The organism is Enterococcus sp. CWB-B31, assembly GCF_020567645.1.
Classification (GTDB): domain Bacteria; phylum Bacillota; class Bacilli; order Lactobacillales; family Enterococcaceae; genus Enterococcus_L.
Map to the genome: position 1 here is coordinate 215,750 of NZ_JAJDJW010000003.1, position 17,241 is coordinate 232,990.

Genomic DNA, 17,241 nt, shown 5'->3' on the forward strand with positions numbered 1-17,241 from the left:
AAAAATAACTCTGCCAAGATTTTTTTACTAGGCAGAGTTTTATAATTCTGAAAGCTTCAGTATTTGAGTGAAAAGCTCAATATACTGGGCTTTTTTTGGTGATTTTAGAAGTAAATGCAGTAGCACAGTTAAGCTCTCATCTGTCTGTGAAAACGGTAGAAAAAAATCACTTAAAGAAACCTCAAGAGCAGATAATAACTTCACTAGTGTCTCCAGAGACACACTTCTCTTATTATTTTCAATTAAGTTAATAAACGGAAGGCTTAAATTACAAACCTCAGCTAACTCCTGTTGTGTCATTTTTTTAGCTACTCTTAGCTTCCTAACCTCGCTTCCAAGATTACTCAAAATATCTTGTTCCATCTAACAGTATCAGTAATAAGCGTCTCCTTGTATTCATTCTCTAGCTCCAAAAAAGCTGGTATACATCAAGTTATATTGGCTCACAACGCTTTACAACGTATATACGATAATGCTATAATAGTTGTAAGAAAGGGGCTGAGAATATGGCACAGTTAAACTTGCGATTAGACGACGAATTAAAAGAAGAATCTGCTAAGTTTTTTAACGATATCGGCATGGATCTCTCCACTGGAATCAAAATTTATTTAACTAAGGTTGTTAAGGAACAAGCTATTCCATTCACGTTATCTCTAGGTCAAGACGATTTATCTCAAGCATTAAAAGAAATTGAAAGTGGCAATTACAAGACCTTTAATAACAAACAAGAGCTGATGGAAGAACTAAACAATGAAGATTAGAACAGCTCCCACATTTGAACGTAACTACAAGGCTTTAAAGAAAAAACATTATGACATGGATAAATTCGAGGTAGTTCTTGACTTGCTACTTAGTCAAGACACTGAGCAACTGGTACGTATTTATAAAGACCATGCCTTAAAAGGAAATAAACAAGGTCTACGAGAATTGCATATTGAAAAGGATTGGTTACTAGTTTATCGAATCGATAATGGTTGTTTAGAATTGTGGCTACTTGCAACTGGCTCACACGACCAATTTTTTAGGAATACTTAAAGTAGTACCTTTTGAGTTCTAAGGGGTACTCTTTTCGTTTCTCAGAACAAATCAACTTCAGTTATAGTAACATTATAGTTTCCGTTGTATAATAAGGCCTAGGCTATATTTAGTCTGCTGGTACAAGCAATTCTAGGTGTAACGTTATCTAAATCGGAGGATGATTTAGATATGGCAAAAACAAATTTCAAAGGGGTATATGTTAATACCCAAGGACAATTTTATTATGAGATTAGTTTGGGAATTGATAGAATTACGGGTAAACGAGTTAAAGCGAAGTCTCAAAACTTTGAAAACGGCAGGAAGTTTGAAACAGCTAAAGAAGCTTATACTGAGGCAACTAGATTTATGAACCTTTATTTGCAAAATAATGGCTTCTCAAACCACAACATTACTTATGGACAGTTCATGAAGCAGGATTACATCCCTTTTTATGAATCAGATGTTCAAGAGAGTACCTTTGAATCCCGAAAACCTATGTTAGATGTGCTTGTAAGGCGTTTTGGAAAGAAGAAACTTCGTGACTTGACCGTTCAGGATGCTCAAAACTTTAGAACATGGCTTCTTTCTAAAAAAGGCGCTAACTACTCACAAGCATACGCAAGCTTATCTTATGGAACATTCAAGAAAACATGAGAATTTGCTGTAAATTTACAGTATTTGAATGTAAACGTTGCAAGTAAAGTGAAAGCTATTCCAAAAGGTAGAGCTCATGTAGAATATTGGACAAAGAACGACTTTGAAAAAGGCATTACGACTATCTATATAGAGGATTTCTACGACCACCTTATCTTTGTGATGTTATGGGTCTATTTTAATACAGGTGTTCGAGTGAATGAAGGCTGTGCTCTATGGTGGAAAGACGTTAATTTTTCAAAAAAGGAACTGCGAGTTAGCCATATGTTGAAGCTTAAATCAAAAACGAATTGGCATCGCCAAAACTACACTAAAACTGAAGCTGGAAGTCGTATTATCACGCTAGATGATGACACAATTGAAATCTTAAAAGTCTGAAAAAAACGACAGCTTGATATAGGTATTACGACAGATTTCATCTTCAGCTATGATGGTGCTTCTATGATGAAATCAACCCTTTCAAGAAACATTAAGAAATACGCTAAAGAAGCTGGTGTGCCAGAGATTCAGGCTAAAGGGCTACGCCATTCTCATGCTAGTTACTTAATCAATGAGCTAAATGCTAATGTATTGGTCATTTCAAAACGGCTAGGGCACTCTTCACCAGATATTACCTTAAAACACTATGCTCATATGTGGGCAGGAGCCGATAAGGAGCTTGCACTTGATATGACGGGAAGAATTGCCATAAAAACAGCCCAGCAGAAATTTTTCTATTTCAATGGCAATCAAGCAATAAAAGGCATTGTCTCCAAAAATGTCTCCAGAAATAAAAACAACCCCTAAAAGTGCTGTTATACCAAGGGTTACAGAGCTTTTTTAACAGCATTGGAGTGGGAACGATTTGTTTTAATATAGAATAAACTGTGTAGTAAATCACTATGATTGATTTGTCAGAATAGAGGATGATGATATCTGTTTGGTGCTAGAAGCTGGACTTCTGCCTATACAGTTGTTTATTGTCTATTCAAGTTTGAATGTCTACCCATTCATCAGAGCGTTGTTTCGCATACAGCACAACTATTAAGACCTGCGACGAGTATTCAAAGAAGCGTAGGAGTAAGCTTTTAACATAGGGATGAATTATTGCTAGTTTATTTGATGTCCTATGCATATCATAATTCATCCTCCGGAAGTAAAAAAGGATGGTTGAAATCGATGTTCTTTGCCGAGCAGCTCTCGTTCTGACTGCATGTTTCATGGACTAGAAACATAACTTATTTTTAATTCGGTCGAAACGCTAATAGAACTGGCAGCCCAAGATAAATAAAATTCTGTCACAAACTTTTTAGTGTTCTCAAGTAATCAGTTTAAGCTGGTTTTTTCTTTTAATTTAGTGAGAAATTAGGAGAAAAGGCTAGTTTTTTATTTATCGGTTAGGTATACTAGATACATATTTTATGAGAAAAAAATGAAATATTTCTCATTTTAAATATCGTTAAAAGGACAGCAGGTTCTATTGAAAATCAGGTCTGTTTATAATTGGAAAGAAGAAGATGCCTGGTTTGCAGATTGAACAGCCTGTTTCATTTTTCACTATCCATATACACATTAATCAGTTGGGGGAAATAAAATTATGAAAGAAAAGTTGAAAATCGGTTTACTGGGACTGGGAACAGTAGGTTCCGGTGTTCCAACAATCCTTCAGGAGCATCGTGAGAAGATTTCTCAGGTGACAGGGATGGAAGTAGTTATCAGCAAAGCACTTGTCCGTGATGAAAAGGAAAAACAATATCAGTCTGAACGATTTGATATTGATCTGACTACGGATGTTGAGGAAATCATCAATGATACGGAAATCAACATTGTTGTGGAACTGATTGGAAAAGTAGAACCGGCTAAAACTTTTATTACAAGAGCGCTTAAGAATGGCAAACATGTCGTAACGGCAAATAAAGACTTGCTGGCTCAACATGGCAGTGAGCTTGTGGCGTTGGCACAGGAAAATCATTGTGATTTGTATTATGAAGCCAGTGTTGCCGGGGGGATACCCATTCTGCGAACAATAGCAAATAGTCTTGCAGCTGATGATATTCAGAAGGTTCTTGGGATTGTGAACGGGACAACCAACTATATGCTGACAAAGATGCTGTCGGAAAAGAAATCCTACGAGCAAGCGTTGAAAGAAGCACAGGATTTAGGTTTCGCTGAATCTGATCCGACAAATGATGTAGACGGGATTGATGCAGCATACAAAATGGTCATTCTCAGCCAATTTGCGTTTGGAATGAACATTGCATTGGATCAGGTTGACAAAAAAGGGATTAGAGGAATTACTTCCGATGATGTGTCAATAGCGTCTCATTTAGGGTATGAAATTAAGCTGATCGGTTCTTCTGAAAAAAGCAATGGCGGGATTGCTGTTGAAGTGGGCCCAATGCTGGTAGCTAAATCACATCCTTTGGCTTCTGTACGGAATGAATTTAATGCGGTATTTATTAACAGTGCCGGTGTAGGAGAATCTATGTATTACGGACCGGGAGCAGGAGCAAAACCAACTGCAACAAGTGTTGTCAGCGATATCATTACAATTGCAAAAAATATGAATCTGGGGACAACGGGTCATATGTTTAATGAATATCAGCATGAGACAAAATTAACAGACAATGACGGAATTTTTGGGAAATATTACTTCTCAATCGAAGTTCCTGACAAGTCGGGACAAATTTTGCTTCTAACCAAGCTGATGGCTGAAGCAAACGTAAGTCTGGATCAGATGCTTCAACAGAAATCTGATGGGACTCGCGCCAAGGTCGTGTTGATTACACATACGATTACGAAAGAACAGATGCTGAAAGTAACAGATCAAATAGAAGCTGTTTCAGATTTCGAGCTGTTGAATACGTTGAAAGTTTTGGAGGGATGATACAATGTACGAAGGATTACTAAAACAATATAAAGAGTACTTACCGATTACTGAGAAAACACCGATGATTTCTCTGGCAGAAGGCAATACGCCTTTAATTCCATTAAATAATTTATCAAAAGAGCTTGGAATTACTCTTTACGGAAAATATGAAGGATTAAATCCTACTGGTTCATTTAAGGACCGCGGTATGGTTATGGCTGTAGCAAAGGCTGTTGAAGACGGAGCGAAAGCTATTATCTGTGCATCAACAGGAAATACCAGTGCAGCAGCGGCAGCTTATGCGACACGTGCCGGAATCAAAGCCTATGTTATTATTCCTGATGGGAAGATTGCGATGGGAAAACTGGCTCAGGCGATCATTTACGGTGCCGATATTATTTCTATTCCGGGTAACTTTGACGAAGCGCTGAAGGCTGTTAGAGATATTGCACAAACAGAAGCAGTGGCATTAGTCAATTCAGTGAATCCTTATCGTCTTGAAGGGCAGAAAACAGCAGCGTTTGAAGTTTGCGAACAGTTGGGCAAATCTCCGGATGTACTTGCAATTCCTGTTGGGAATGCCGGTAATATTTCTGCTTACTGGAAAGGGTTTAAAGAATGGCATGATGTGAAAGGAACTCTTTTTCCAAGGATGCACGGCTTTGAAGCAGAAGGAGCTGCGGCAATCGTAAAAGGAGAAGTCATCGAACAGCCTGAAACAGTGGCAACAGCGATCCGTATCGGCAATCCAGCCAGCTGGAAACTGGCTGAAGCAGCGAGAGATGAATCAAAAGGATACATTGACAGTGTGACAGATGAAGAAATTTTAAATGCCTATCGCAAAGTAGCTGCACAGGACGGTGTATTTATCGAACCAGGTTCAGCAGCATCTTTGGCGGGAGTTATTCAGCATGTTCAATCCGGAAAAATAAAACAAGGTGAAACGGTTGTAGCTGTCTTTACCGGAAACGGCTTGAAAGATCCGGATACTGCACTGAATGCAGTAGATGTATCGATCTCAAAAATGAGTGATCTCGAAGAAATGCGTCTTCATTTACGTGATGGAGTGGCTAGTTTATGAAGATAAGAGTTCCGGCGACCAGTGCCAATTTAGGACCTGGTTTTGACTCCTGCGGCATTGCGCTGTCCCAGTTCTTGAGTGTTGAAATTGTGAAAGATACAGAAGAGTGGGAGATTGAGCACTCGCTTGGTGAGGAAATCCCCAGGGATAAAAAAAATTTGCTGATTCAAACAGCATTAAAGGTGAATCCTAAATTATCACCAAAGCGGTTGAAGATGACATCGGATATTCCATTAGCAAGAGGATTGGGCAGCAGCTCCAGTGTAATTGTTGCCGGCATTGAACTGGCGAATCGTTTAGGCGGCATGCATTTGTCGCAAAAAGATAAGGTCCAGATTGCGACAGAGATAGAAGGCCACCCTGATAATGTAGCTCCGGCTATATGTGGTGATTTTGTAGTAGCCAGCTATGTAGATGGGGAAGTGCGTTATGTTAAACATCATTTTCCGATGTGTGATGTGATTGCTTATGTTCCCGATCGTGAGCTGCTGACAAAAGAAAGCCGCGAGGTACTTCCTCAAACAATGTCTTATCAGGCAGCAGTCCAGGCCAGCTCCATTGCAAATGTGATGATTGCCGCTATTTTGAATGGTAATCTGCCGCTAGCCGGTGTCATGATGGAAAAGGATCGCTGGCATGAATCTCATAGAAAGCATCTAGTTCCTCATTTAACTGAAATACGCACTCTGGCTCATCAAGTAGGTGTTTATGGTGCCTTTCTAAGTGGAGCAGGACCGACAGTTCTAGTTCTATCTCCAGAAGATAAGACAGACCAGATGATTAAAGAACTTGAAAAATTAACAATGGAGGCTTCCATTCATCTGTTGTCGGTTGATCAGGAAGGTGTCCAGGTATTCTAGATTAGTAAAAAAGACTGGAATGACAAGTCGGTTTCGAAAAGGTACAGGTTTGATTTAACTTTTTGAGACGACTTCATTCTCAGTCTTTTTGTGTTCAAGTGGACGAATAATTTTTACTTTACGTCGAATAAACATGAATTCGCAAGCTCATTCAGCCTGAAGGATGAATGCGAGAAATTATAGTACAATAATAGTGGAAAGGGAAAAAACGCCACTAATTTGGAAAAGTTAGTTATGCCGAATGTCAAACTGGCTTGCTTTATTTCTTGAGAACCCTGAAATATAGCCAATGAGCATGTGCATAAAAAGTTGATTTTTCATGGAATGAAGCACTCCTTTCCCAAAAAAGTGCTGGTAGAGATTCTCAAGGAATTCTCTACCAGCACGAAATATCATACAACCATAATTTTTATTCTTCTGCGGAATAGTAGCTGTGATCTTCCAAATGCAAAGCATTTAAAATCATTGCAGCAGTCTCTTCAATTGAAAGAGAGGCTACATTAATTGTTACGCAGTCAAGTTTTTTGTAAAGATCCGCAGCATAAGTTAGTTCTTTCCGGATTTTTTCAATATCCGAATAGGAAGTATCTGCGGGCAAACCATAAGCTCTCATTCGCTCTTTCCGGATGCCGTTCAAGATCTCTGGATCATTTGTAAGCCCTACAATTTTTTTCGGGTCCATTTCCCATAATTCTTTTGGCAGATGTGCTTCTGGGATTAACGGAAGATTAGCAACCTTCAAGTTTTTATTCGCTAAAAATAGACTTAATGGAGTTTTTGATGTTCTTGAAACACCCAGCAGTAAAACATCTGCTTCAAGAAACCCACGAGGATCTTTACCATCATCGTATTTAACCGCAAATTCCATTGCTTCAATCCGATTAAAATAATTTTCATTTAAGTGGTGCAGAGCACCTGCTTCACCGCTTCTGGAGATCCCCGTAAAGCGTTCAATCTCTTCAATAGGAGAGGTTAGAATGTCAAAATGATAAAGTGCATTTTTTTCAAAGAAATCTGTTGCTGTTTTTACAAGCTCCTTACTAATAATTGTGTACAGGATCATTGCATTTTCATTTTTAGCTTCTTCAAGCGCCTGTTCAAGCTTATCCTTTTCTTTGACAAAAGTTCTTCTGTACAAAGAAAAATCCACGGTTGGGAACTGAGCCATGATGGCAGCAGCTTGTTTTGAAGCAGTCTCACCTGCTGAATCAGAAATAACAAAAATAGTAACTGTTTTCTTTTCAGTATTTTCCATAAAAACAACCTTTCTTGATTTTTTTCTGAGATTATTATACCATACAACTTAGGAGATAGTTCGTAATAATTTCGATTTAGAAGGAGCAAAAGTATGAGCCAAGTTAAATCAAAGGTAGAACAGTCGCTTGAAACTATGAAGGAGCATGGTCTGAAATATACAAAAAAAAGAGAAGCCATTATTACATATCTGATAAAAAGGAATCGATACATATCTGCAAAGGAAGTCTATGAGTTCATGAATGGGGAGTATAAGGGCGTGAGTTACGACACGATTTATCGGAATCTGCATGATTTTGAAGAGATGGAGCTGCTTGAAACAACCGATCTAAATGGAGAAAAGAAATATCGGTTTCACTGCAGCCATGAACTTGAGCATCATCACCATTTTATCTGTGTGGTTTGCGGAAAAACAAAGGAAATTCATATGTGTCCGATGCAGTACTTTGAAGAGCAGCTGAATGGCTGCAGTATAGAAGGACATCGATTTGAAATTCTTGGAAGATGTGAAAACTGTCAATGATTTTCAGAAAAAACAGGTTAGAATTTTGAATAAATAAAATATTTTCGTCAATTTTTCATTACAGAGGTTGACGATAAAATGTGCATTAGCTATAATGTAAAAAGGACAGTATTCTATTTATGAATTTACTTTATAAATAAGAAAAACGGTTACTTTTTAAGCCCGGAGGGAGGGAATTACAATGTCAAAAACTGTCGTTCGTAAAAACGAATCTCTTGATGACGCTCTTCGTCGCTTCAAACGTTCCGTTTCAAAAGCGGGTACTCTGCAAGAGTCTCGTAAACGTGAATTCTACGAAAAACCAAGCGTAAAACGCAAGAAAAAATCAGAAGCTGCTAGAAAACGCAAAAAATTCTAGTTTCTGATGAAGTGGAGCTGGTTGCATGTCATTATTGACAACTTTGAATGACGATATTAAAACAGCAATGAAAGCGAAGGACAAAAATTCTTTAGCTGTTCTGCGCTTGTTGAAGACCGGCATTCAAAATGAGCAGATCAACGTAGGCCGTGATTTGAACGGAGACGAAGAATTAACTGTTTTATCTCGTGAGATGAAGCAGAGAAAAGATTCTTTAATGGAGTTTGAAAAAGCGGGACGTGAAGATCTAGTCGAGAAAGCAAAAATTGAAATTGCAATTGTTGAGAAATATATGCCGGAACAGCTTTCTGAAGAGGATCTTCGGAAGATTGTGACAGCAGCCATTGAAAAAACCGAAGCGACTTCTCAAGCAGAGTTTGGGAAAGTGATGGGTGCAGTGATGCCGCAGATAAAAGGCAAAGCAGATGGTAACTCAGTAAATGCAATGGTCAAAGAGCTATTACAAAAGAATTAAGCAGAAAAGCAGTTGGGAGCTTTCGTTTCCAGCTGTTTTTTCTATTTTTATAAAAAATGCAGGACTTGATCACTGTTTCTTTCAGCTGATATGATCGGAGTGTCAGATAGTAAATTGAGAGCATTCATTTGGTTTTTCTGCAGAGCTTAATAATTTAATCTTATTATTTTGCTGTTAAATGTTTAAAAGAACATTCTATTTATCATGGTTGTTGACCTAATGTCTTTTGACTATCTTAGAAGAGAATGACAGTTTTTTTAATCAACAATGACTGCTTCTTTTTTATGGAAGAAGAATATGGTATCATTACTAGGAATGTAAATAAAAGGAGCTGGACTTTTTTTGACAGAAAATGGAAATCGTGAAATTTCTATAGAAATTAAATTGACAGATACTGATGATGCGAGCATGCTGTTTGGCACACATGACAAACACTTAAAATTTTTAGAAGAGAATGGTGCCGTAATCATCAATACCAGGGGAGAAGTTATCCAAATTATAGGACAGGAAGAAAATGTTCAGATTGTAGGCTCTGTTTTTCGTTCACTTCAGACACTAATTAGTCGGGGAATCAAAATAGGCACTCCTGATGTAGTGACTGCGTTAAAAATGGCTAAGAATCAGCAGCTTGATGCATTCATAGCAATGTACGAAGAAGAAATCCTAAAAGATCATTACGGAAAATCAATCCGTCCCAAAAGCTCTGGACAGAAGAAATATATAGATGCCATCAAAAATCATGATGTTGTATTTGGAATAGGTCCGGCTGGAACCGGGAAAACATACTTAGCTGTGGTGATGGCTGTAGCTGCTTTAAAAAAAGGGCAGGTTCAGAAGATTATTTTAACTCGTCCGGCTGTCGAAGCAGGAGAAAATCTTGGCTTTCTTCCAGGTGATTTGAAGGAAAAAGTCGATCCGTATCTTCGACCTGTTTATGATGCGCTGTATCAAATTTTCGGTGTGGAACATACGAATCGCCTGATGGAGCGAAATGTGATTGAGATTGCACCGCTAGCCTATATGAGAGGGCGGACGTTAGATGATGCATTTGTCATATTGGATGAAGCACAGAATACGACTGTTGCTCAAATGAAAATGTTTTTGACACGTCTGGGCTTTCAATCAAAAATGATTGTTAATGGGGATACCAGCCAAATCGATTTGCCCCGAGGTGTTGTTAGCGGACTTGTTCATGCAGAGCGGACATTGAGAACGATTAATAAAATCTCGTTTGTTCATTTTGAGACAGGGGATGTAGTAAGACATCCAATCGTGGCAGAGATTATTCGCGCATATGATGAAGAGAAAAATAACTCTTAAAAATTTTTAAAGGAAGGAGCGATTTTCTTTTGAAGCAATGGCTGCTTAAAGTACGTGATAAGCTGGGTAAGACATTTATTCCCACCTTACTCGTTGTTTTTTCAATTTTGATATTTGGTGTTGTGTTTGGAAGTGTTTACGAGAAGAAGATAGCTATTAAAGAGGGACAACTTGCAGATACAACGATTCGTGCGAATAAGAATATTGAAAATACATATGAAACGGAACAAAAAAAGAAACTGGCTGCAGAAGCAGTCACTCCTGAATATATTTTTCAAGAGGATACAGCTGATATTCAGTATGAACGGATAGAAAAGCTTTTTGCATTGATTTATACGGCAAACGAAAAAATAGATAAAGCTTATGAAACAGAGAAATCAGAAGCTAAAAAGGATGAAACCATTCCTCAGCCGACGAATGAAGAACGTGTAGCTGCGTTAAAATCAGAATTTGAAAAGCTGAATCAGGATGAAGTGACACTGTACCAATCATTTCCAAGTGTTTTTTATCAAAATATTTTTAATCTGACCGGTGAACAAATCGATGTGGTAAAAACAGAAAGTTTGAAAATTATTGATGAGACAATGCAGAATCATGTTCGTGAAAATGAACTTTCTGAGATACGACAAAAAGCCATTAACAAAATTCAGTTTCTTGATGTATCCTCAATGATGCAGCAGGAGATTCGCTATGTGGTAAATGCAGGGATTGTTGCAAATGATTTTCCAAATGAAAAGAAAACTGATGAGTTAAGACAGGCAGCTCGTAATGCTGTACAGCCGGTAATGATCTATCAGGGTGAAATTATTGTTCGTGAAGGAACTCAAATTGATGCAAAAGCTATAGAAAAACTGAAACTGCTGGGAATGACAAACCAAAATCCTTCGGTTTTTCCGATCGTAGCACTTACCTTGACAATTTTATTCCAAGTGATTGTACTGATCTTTTTCTCAAAGCAGATAAGCAAGGAAGAAAGCAGGCGCTCCTTTATTCTTTTTTATGTGAGTGCCATGTCCATCAGTATTCTATTGATGAAGTTTTTCCAGCTTTTCCAAAGTGAACAGCTGCTTTATATTCCATTATTTTTCCCTGCTGCATTTGTTCCGCTGGTACTCAGCTTTTTTGTAAATCGCCGTGCGGGAATTTTGTCAGCAGTCTTTCAGGTGCTGTTTGCACTCTTTGTATTTTATGATTCTATAGGTACCAACACATTAACTATTATTTTGGTAACCTATCTATTTGCCGGGTCACTGGCAGCTGTAGTCAATCGAACACGTATTAGTCAACAAGGGTGGAGTGCTGCTGTCTGGGTCATTTTAATGCCGATCTTTATGAACTTTATTCTGGCTATTTATCAGGGGATGGGTTTGTTGGATGGAAAAACATGGACAATGCTGATTTCTGCTCTGGCAGGAAGTGTTCTTGCGTTCTTATTGACAATGGGTCTGCACCCATATATTGAATTGATTGTCACGGATGATAGTATGATTGTGTTGAATGAATTGAGTAATCCGAATCATCCTCTGTTAAAACGGCTGCTGGAAGAAGCTCCGGGAACTTATCATCACAGTATGATGGTAGCAAGTTTGAGTGCGAATGCAGTGGCTGAAATCAGCGGACGTTCCTTATTGACTCGTGTAGCCTGTTATTATCACGATATAGGAAAGCTGAAGCATGCGAATTTCTTTGTTGAGAATCTGCCTGCCGGGGCTGAAAATCCGCATAATTTCCTTCTGCCGGAAGACAGTAAGCAAATTATTTTTGGTCATGTGATTGATGGAGCCAAGATTTTGGAAGAGTATAACATGCCTGAAATGGTTATTGACATTTGTCGGCAGCATCATGGAACAACACTTATGAAGTTCTTTTATATGAAAGAAAAGGAGCGTAATCCAGAAACTTTGGAAGTCGATTTTCGATATCCGGGTCCTAAGCCTCAAACGAGAGAAGCAGGAATAGTTAATATTGCAGACACTTGTGAAGCGGCTGTTCGGGCAATGAGCAACCCGACAAATGAAAAAATTAGAGAGTTTGTTCATTCTGTTATTCAGGAACGAATTTCTGATGGTCAGCTTGATGAGTGCGGATTGACAATGCGGGAAATTCGTAAAGTGGAAAAATCGCTGATTAACGGTCTTTGCAGTACGTTCCATTCCAGAATCAAATATCCTAAAATGAAATCTGAAGCTGAAAAAATGAAAGATGAACAGGAAAAGAGAGAGGTTTAATGGATATTACTTTTATTGATAAAACAGAGAAGGTCTCCGCCGATCATGTGGAGGAGGTGGAAAATCTGCTGCAGTTTGCAGCAGGTTTTCTGGAAATTTCTGAAGATACAGAATTATCTGTGACCTTTATGGATAATGAAGAGATTCGTGTAATCAACAGAGATTATCGTGGAAAAGATACAGCGACAGATGTAATCAGCTTTGCACTGGAAGAAGAAGGCGCTGGTGAGATGCCGATAATCTTTGATGAGGAAGAAAGCGCCCTATTCCCAAGAAATCTTGGAGATCTTATGATTTCGATTGAACGTGCAGAGGAGCAGGCGGCAGATTATGGACACTCCTTTGAAAGAGAACTTGGTTTTTTGGCAGTTCATGGATTTCTGCATTTAAACGGCTACGATCATATGAATGAAGCAGATGAGAAAGAGATGTTCGACTTACAGAAAGAGATACTGAATGCCTATGGACTTGAAAGATAAACAGACAGAAAAAAATAAACACTTTGTTGCGTCTCTAGAATTCGCACTTCAGGGAATTCGTACGGTTTTCAAAGAAGAACGAAATATGCGGACACATCTGCTTGCGGCGATTGCAGCAGTTATCTTCGGCTTCGTTTTTAAGTTATCTGCAGGAGAATGGCTTTGGCTGATTCTTAGTATTTTTCTGGTATTTGTTGTTGAAATTATCAATACTGCATTTGAAAATGTAGTAGATATGGTTACAGATTTTCATTTTCATCCTATTGGGAAAAAAATTAAAGATATGGCAGCAGGCGCTGTGCTGATTACTGCACTTTTCTCTATGTTCGTCGGACTGATTATCTTTTTACCGAAATTCTGGGGTTTGTTAAAGGATTTTCTTTAAACATTGATTGGTAATTATATAAACAGATTATATATGCAGATAACTCTTTCTGCACTTGAGACATCATCATAATAATAAGTACTACGAAATCAAAATAGAGAAGACAAGGGGAAAATACATGACAGAAACACATAAATCAGGATTTGTGGCTATTGTAGGCAGACCGAATGTGGGGAAATCGACATTGTTAAATCGAATTGTCGGTCAGAAAATTGCTATTATGAGCGATAAGGCTCAAACAACCAGAAATAAAATTCAGGGAGTTTATACAGTACCGGAAGCACAGCTGATATTTATTGATACCCCAGGGATTCACAAACCCAAGCATCGATTAGGAGATTTTATGGTGGAGACTGCCTACAGCGCTTTGAGGGAAGTGGATGCAGTGCTGTTCATGATCAGTGCCGATCAAAAACGCGGCAAAGGTGATGACTTTATTATTGAGCGTCTTAAAAATCAACAGGCACCGGTCTTTTTAATTATTAATAAAATTGATAAGGTTCATCCAGATGAGCTGTTGGGAATCATTGAAGACTACTCCAATCAAATGGAATTTGCAGAAGTTGTTCCTATTTCGGCAACAGAAGGAAACAATGTGGAGCGAATGATGGATACATTAATTGCAAAAATGCCGGAAGGACCGCAGTATTTCCCAGAGGATCAGGTAACAGATCACCCGGAATACTTTATTGTTTCAGAGCTTGTCAGAGAAAAAGTATTGCTTTTGACCAGAGATGAAATTCCTCACTCTGTCGCAGTTGTTGTGGATTCAATGAAGCGGGACGAAAATGATAAAGTCCATATTCAGGCCACTGTCATCGTAGAACGGGACAGTCAAAAAGGAATTATTATTGGAAAAGGCGGAAAAATGCTGAAGCAGATTGGTACAAAAGCCCGCAGAGATATTGAACATCTGCTAGATGATAAAGTTTATCTGGAACTGTGGGTTAAGGTTCAGAAAGACTGGCGTGATAAAAAAATCTATCTGCAGGACTTTGGTTATCGTAAGGATGACTACTAAACGATTATCGAAAATTTAAATGAAGTGTTTATCCCGCCGCTTATTCGGGGGTAGATACGAAGAGAGTTGGGAACTTTTGGTATGCTCCCTCTCTTTTTTCTTTTGATCGTATATTCCTTTGGCTGCTACTAATAAACTGTTCTTTTTTTAATGATTTTGCTAAAATGAAACGATGAGAGGAGGGATTGGTTTATGGCGTTAGGAGAAAGCAAAGGACTCATTCTTTTTACAAGAGACTATAAAGAAAAGGATAAACTTGTGAAAATTTTTACTGAATCTTTTGGAAAACAAATGTTCTTTATTAAGGGAGCACATCGCAAGAACAATCCTATCACTCCGGCTATTCTTCCATTTACTCAGGCAGTATACATAGGTGATTTCAGGTCAGAAGGCTTGTCATTCATTAACGGCAGTAAAGAGGTTAAACCATTTTTCAAGATTCAGCAGGATATTTTTCTCAATGCCTATGCTACCTATATTCTTAACCTGGCAGATACAGCCGTTGAAGATCGTGTCTATGATCCGGGATTGTTCTCATTTACGCTGCAGGCGCTTGAGCTTATTGATGAAGAAAAAGATCCTGAGATTATCACTAATATTTATGAATTGCAAATTCTTCATCGCTTTGGTATTTCCATTGACTGGCAGAGCTGTCGGGTCTGCGGTCAGACAAAGGGAAAATTTGATTATTCTTCCAAATATAGTGGTGTGCTATGTGAGCAGCACTGGCAGATGGATTCGCAGAGATATCATGGGAACCCCAGAGCCATACATTTTATCCGGCTGTTTTCGGCAGTTTCCTATGAGAAGCTTAACAAAATCGAGCTTAATACTCAGATAAAAGCTGAAATCAGAAAAATTATTGATGAGCTGTACGATGAATATGTAGGGATACATTTGAAGAGCAAAAAGTTTATTGATCAGATGAAAAACTGGGAAAATACATTGAAAAAGGAACGTGAAACAGATTGAATTTTAGGGATGGAACTGATTTTGCCAACAAGCATAGTGTATCGACAGAATTAAACCTAAGTTAGGCTTCTAATCCAAGAAACATGCAGCATATCCAGTAGTATTACATATGAGATTGCTGGATATGCGCCGATATAAATTAACTGCTGCTCCAATTAAGGAGGAAGGCATTATCGTTTGCATACAGTCCTTAATGTCCTTAGATGAGTTGGCCTCTATTCAAGAAATACTTTTATCGAGGCTAAGCATATCATTTCACCAGATGTTTTTACACAAGTGAAACTGACAAAGCAGAACTGTCAACTCCCTAGCTGTTTTTGAAGCTGCTCGTTCTGGTCATTGAAGCATAAAGGTTAAAATTTTTTATCATTAATCATCATTTATATTTATAGACGATCTTTTATTGTGATTGATAATCTGGTCATAGTGATAGGACGAAGTTTATTTTGTTAAAACAGGTTGTCGTTTTTCCGGTTGAATACTGAATAGGAGCATATCGGTTTTTAGAGTGAAATACCTTTCGAGAAAAATTTTTCCAAAACAAAAAATGATTTGACAACTGAAAACGAACCCCTTATTATAAATAGTAATGAAATAAGTACGTTGAAGAAGAAAAGTAAAAAGGTTTATTGAGCAGACAGCGATTTCGGGAGAGTGGGAGCCGAAAATCATTCCTTTTGAAAGGCACTTTTGAGTACAGAAAATGAAGCTGCTGGTTATTGAAATCAGAAGTAGGGTGGAACCGCGAATATTTTTCGTCCCTATGTCTCTCTGGAGGCATAGGGACTTTTTCATGGAATGATTCCTGAAAACAATAGAGAGAAGACGATTATTTTATATTTAGGAGGAAAAAGAATGGATAACCAAAAATTAACGGTACAAGACATGATTCTCACACTTCAGAAGTTTTGGTCATCAAATGGCTGCATGCTGATGCAGGCGTACGATACGGAAAAAGGGGCAGGAACGATGAGTCCCTATACTTTTTTACGGGCGATCGGCCCGGAACCGTGGAATGCGGCTTATGTAGAGCCTTCACGTCGACCGGCTGACGGGCGTTACGGAGAGAATCCAAACCGTTTGTACCAGCACCACCAGTTTCAGGTTGTGATGAAGCCGTCGCCGGAAAATATTCAGGAACTTTATCTGGAAAGTCTGCGTCTGTTGGGGATTGAACCGTTGGAACATGACATTCGTTTTGTAGAGGATAACTGGGAAAATCCGTCTATGGGCTGTGCCGGCTTGGGCTGGGAAGTTTGGCTGAACGGAATGGAAATCACGCAGTTTACTTATTTCCAGCAAGTAGGCGGATTGCCCTGCCAACCTGTAACTGCTGAGATTACGTATGGGTTAGAGCGTCTGGCTTCTTATATTCAGGAAGTTGAAAGTGTGTATGATCTGCAGTGGGCTGAGAGTGCCAAATATGGGGAAATCTTTAAACAGCCTGAATATGAGCATTCCAAGTACTCATTTGAAATCAGTAATCAGGACATGCTTTTGGAAAACTTTGATAAACTTGAAAAAGAAGCGAAGCGCTGTATTGATGAAAATCTGGTGCACCCAGCGTATGACTATATTTTAAAATGCAGCCATACTTTCAATTTACTGGATGCCAGAGGAGCAGTGTCTGTAACCGAACGTGCCGGATACTTGGCTCGAATTCGAAATATGGCAAAATCTGTCGCAAAAATCTTTGTTGCTGAACGAAAGAAACTGGGTTATCCGTTACTGAATAAAGAACGATCAGAGAAGGGAGCTGAATAAGG

At 38.5% G+C, this 17,241-nt stretch carries 17 protein-coding genes and 1 pseudogene; 16 read left to right on the forward strand and 2 right to left on the reverse strand.

Translation table 11 applies throughout. The features are described 5' to 3' along the window. Positions 1-39: 39 nt before the first annotated feature. A complete protein-coding gene (locus LI954_RS05130) occupies positions 40-363 on the reverse strand; it encodes a helix-turn-helix domain-containing protein (RefSeq protein WP_229443880.1) in 324 nt (107 codons plus the stop codon). 143 nt (positions 364-506) lie between these two features. Here LI954_RS05130 and LI954_RS05135 point away from each other — a divergent pair, with 143 nt between their 5' ends. The 6 genes and pseudogenes from LI954_RS05135 (at position 507) to thrB (ending at position 6,460) form a co-directional block, all read left to right on the forward strand. Further along, entirely contained in the window at positions 507-761 is a 255-nt protein-coding gene (locus LI954_RS05135) for a type II toxin-antitoxin system RelB/DinJ family antitoxin (protein WP_202065798.1), read from the forward strand. Continuing rightward, positions 751-1,035: a type II toxin-antitoxin system YafQ family toxin gene (locus tag LI954_RS05140; RefSeq protein ID WP_229443881.1), complete on the forward strand. Its 285-nt coding sequence runs from the start codon at positions 751-753 to the stop codon at positions 1,033-1,035. Before LI954_RS05135 ends, LI954_RS05140 begins: the two co-directional genes overlap by 11 nt. Before the next feature lie 171 nt (positions 1,036-1,206). After that, positions 1,207-2,494: pseudogene (locus tag LI954_RS05145) on the forward strand (tyrosine-type recombinase/integrase). A gap of 753 nt (positions 2,495-3,247) precedes the next feature. Next, a complete protein-coding gene (locus LI954_RS05150) occupies positions 3,248-4,537 on the forward strand; it encodes a homoserine dehydrogenase (RefSeq protein ID WP_229443882.1) in 1,290 nt (429 codons plus the stop codon). A 4-nt stretch (positions 4,538-4,541) separates the two neighbouring features. Further along, positions 4,542-5,600, forward strand: coding sequence for a threonine synthase (thrC, locus tag LI954_RS05155; protein WP_202065804.1), 1,059 nt, complete (start codon positions 4,542-4,544; stop codon positions 5,598-5,600). After that, on the forward strand, positions 5,597-6,460 hold the full coding sequence (gene thrB, locus LI954_RS05160; protein WP_202065806.1) for a homoserine kinase: 864 nt from the start codon (positions 5,597-5,599) through the stop codon (positions 6,458-6,460). Before thrC ends, thrB begins: the two co-directional genes overlap by 4 nt. 409 nt (positions 6,461-6,869) lie before the next feature. On the opposite strand, the gene LI954_RS05165 is transcribed toward thrB, so the two are convergent. Continuing rightward, positions 6,870-7,715: a pyruvate, water dikinase regulatory protein gene (locus LI954_RS05165; protein ID WP_202065808.1), complete on the reverse strand. Its 846-nt coding sequence runs from the start codon at positions 7,713-7,715 to the stop codon at positions 6,870-6,872. A gap of 93 nt (positions 7,716-7,808) precedes the next feature. Here LI954_RS05165 and LI954_RS05170 point away from each other — a divergent pair, with 93 nt between their 5' ends. The 10 genes from LI954_RS05170 to glyQ all read left to right on the forward strand — a co-directional run bounded on the left by LI954_RS05170 (position 7,809) and on the right by glyQ (position 17,239). Continuing rightward, positions 7,809-8,237, forward strand: coding sequence for a Fur family transcriptional regulator (locus LI954_RS05170; RefSeq protein ID WP_202065810.1), 429 nt, complete (start codon positions 7,809-7,811; stop codon positions 8,235-8,237). 181 nt (positions 8,238-8,418) lie between these two features. After that, positions 8,419-8,595, forward strand: coding sequence for a 30S ribosomal protein S21 (rpsU, locus tag LI954_RS05175; RefSeq protein WP_002356740.1), 177 nt, complete (start codon positions 8,419-8,421; stop codon positions 8,593-8,595). Between the two features lie 25 nt (positions 8,596-8,620). Beyond that, complete coding sequence (locus LI954_RS05180) at positions 8,621-9,070, forward strand: GatB/YqeY domain-containing protein (RefSeq protein WP_229440914.1); 450 nt, start codon at positions 8,621-8,623, stop codon at positions 9,068-9,070. A 408-nt stretch (positions 9,071-9,478) separates the two neighbouring features. Continuing rightward, a complete protein-coding gene (locus LI954_RS05185; RefSeq protein ID WP_202066200.1) occupies positions 9,479-10,390 on the forward strand; it encodes a PhoH family protein in 912 nt (303 codons plus the stop codon). A gap of 29 nt (positions 10,391-10,419) precedes the next feature. Next, positions 10,420-12,618, forward strand: a complete 2,199-nt coding sequence (locus tag LI954_RS05190) for an HD family phosphohydrolase (RefSeq protein WP_202065812.1) — start codon at positions 10,420-10,422, stop codon at positions 12,616-12,618. After that, the gene (ybeY, locus tag LI954_RS05195) at positions 12,618-13,097 is read left to right on the forward strand and encodes an rRNA maturation RNase YbeY (RefSeq protein ID WP_229443883.1); all 480 of its coding nucleotides are present in this window, start codon (positions 12,618-12,620) and stop codon (positions 13,095-13,097) included. The genes LI954_RS05190 and ybeY overlap by 1 nt, the downstream gene beginning before the upstream one ends. Beyond that, entirely contained in the window at positions 13,081-13,482 is a 402-nt protein-coding gene (locus LI954_RS05200) for a diacylglycerol kinase family protein (protein WP_202066202.1), read from the forward strand. The genes ybeY and LI954_RS05200 overlap by 17 nt, the downstream gene beginning before the upstream one ends. Before the next feature lie 118 nt (positions 13,483-13,600). Then, positions 13,601-14,503 (forward strand): GTPase Era, encoded by a 903-nt coding sequence (era, locus tag LI954_RS05205; protein ID WP_202065816.1) that lies wholly within the window; start codon positions 13,601-13,603, stop codon positions 14,501-14,503. A 192-nt stretch (positions 14,504-14,695) separates the two neighbouring features. Continuing rightward, positions 14,696-15,475, forward strand: coding sequence for a DNA repair protein RecO (gene recO / locus LI954_RS05210; protein WP_229443884.1), 780 nt, complete (start codon positions 14,696-14,698; stop codon positions 15,473-15,475). 855 nt (positions 15,476-16,330) lie between these two features. Next, positions 16,331-17,239: a glycine--tRNA ligase subunit alpha gene (gene glyQ / locus LI954_RS05215; RefSeq protein ID WP_229443885.1), complete on the forward strand. Its 909-nt coding sequence runs from the start codon at positions 16,331-16,333 to the stop codon at positions 17,237-17,239. Positions 17,240-17,241: the final 2 nt, after the last annotated feature.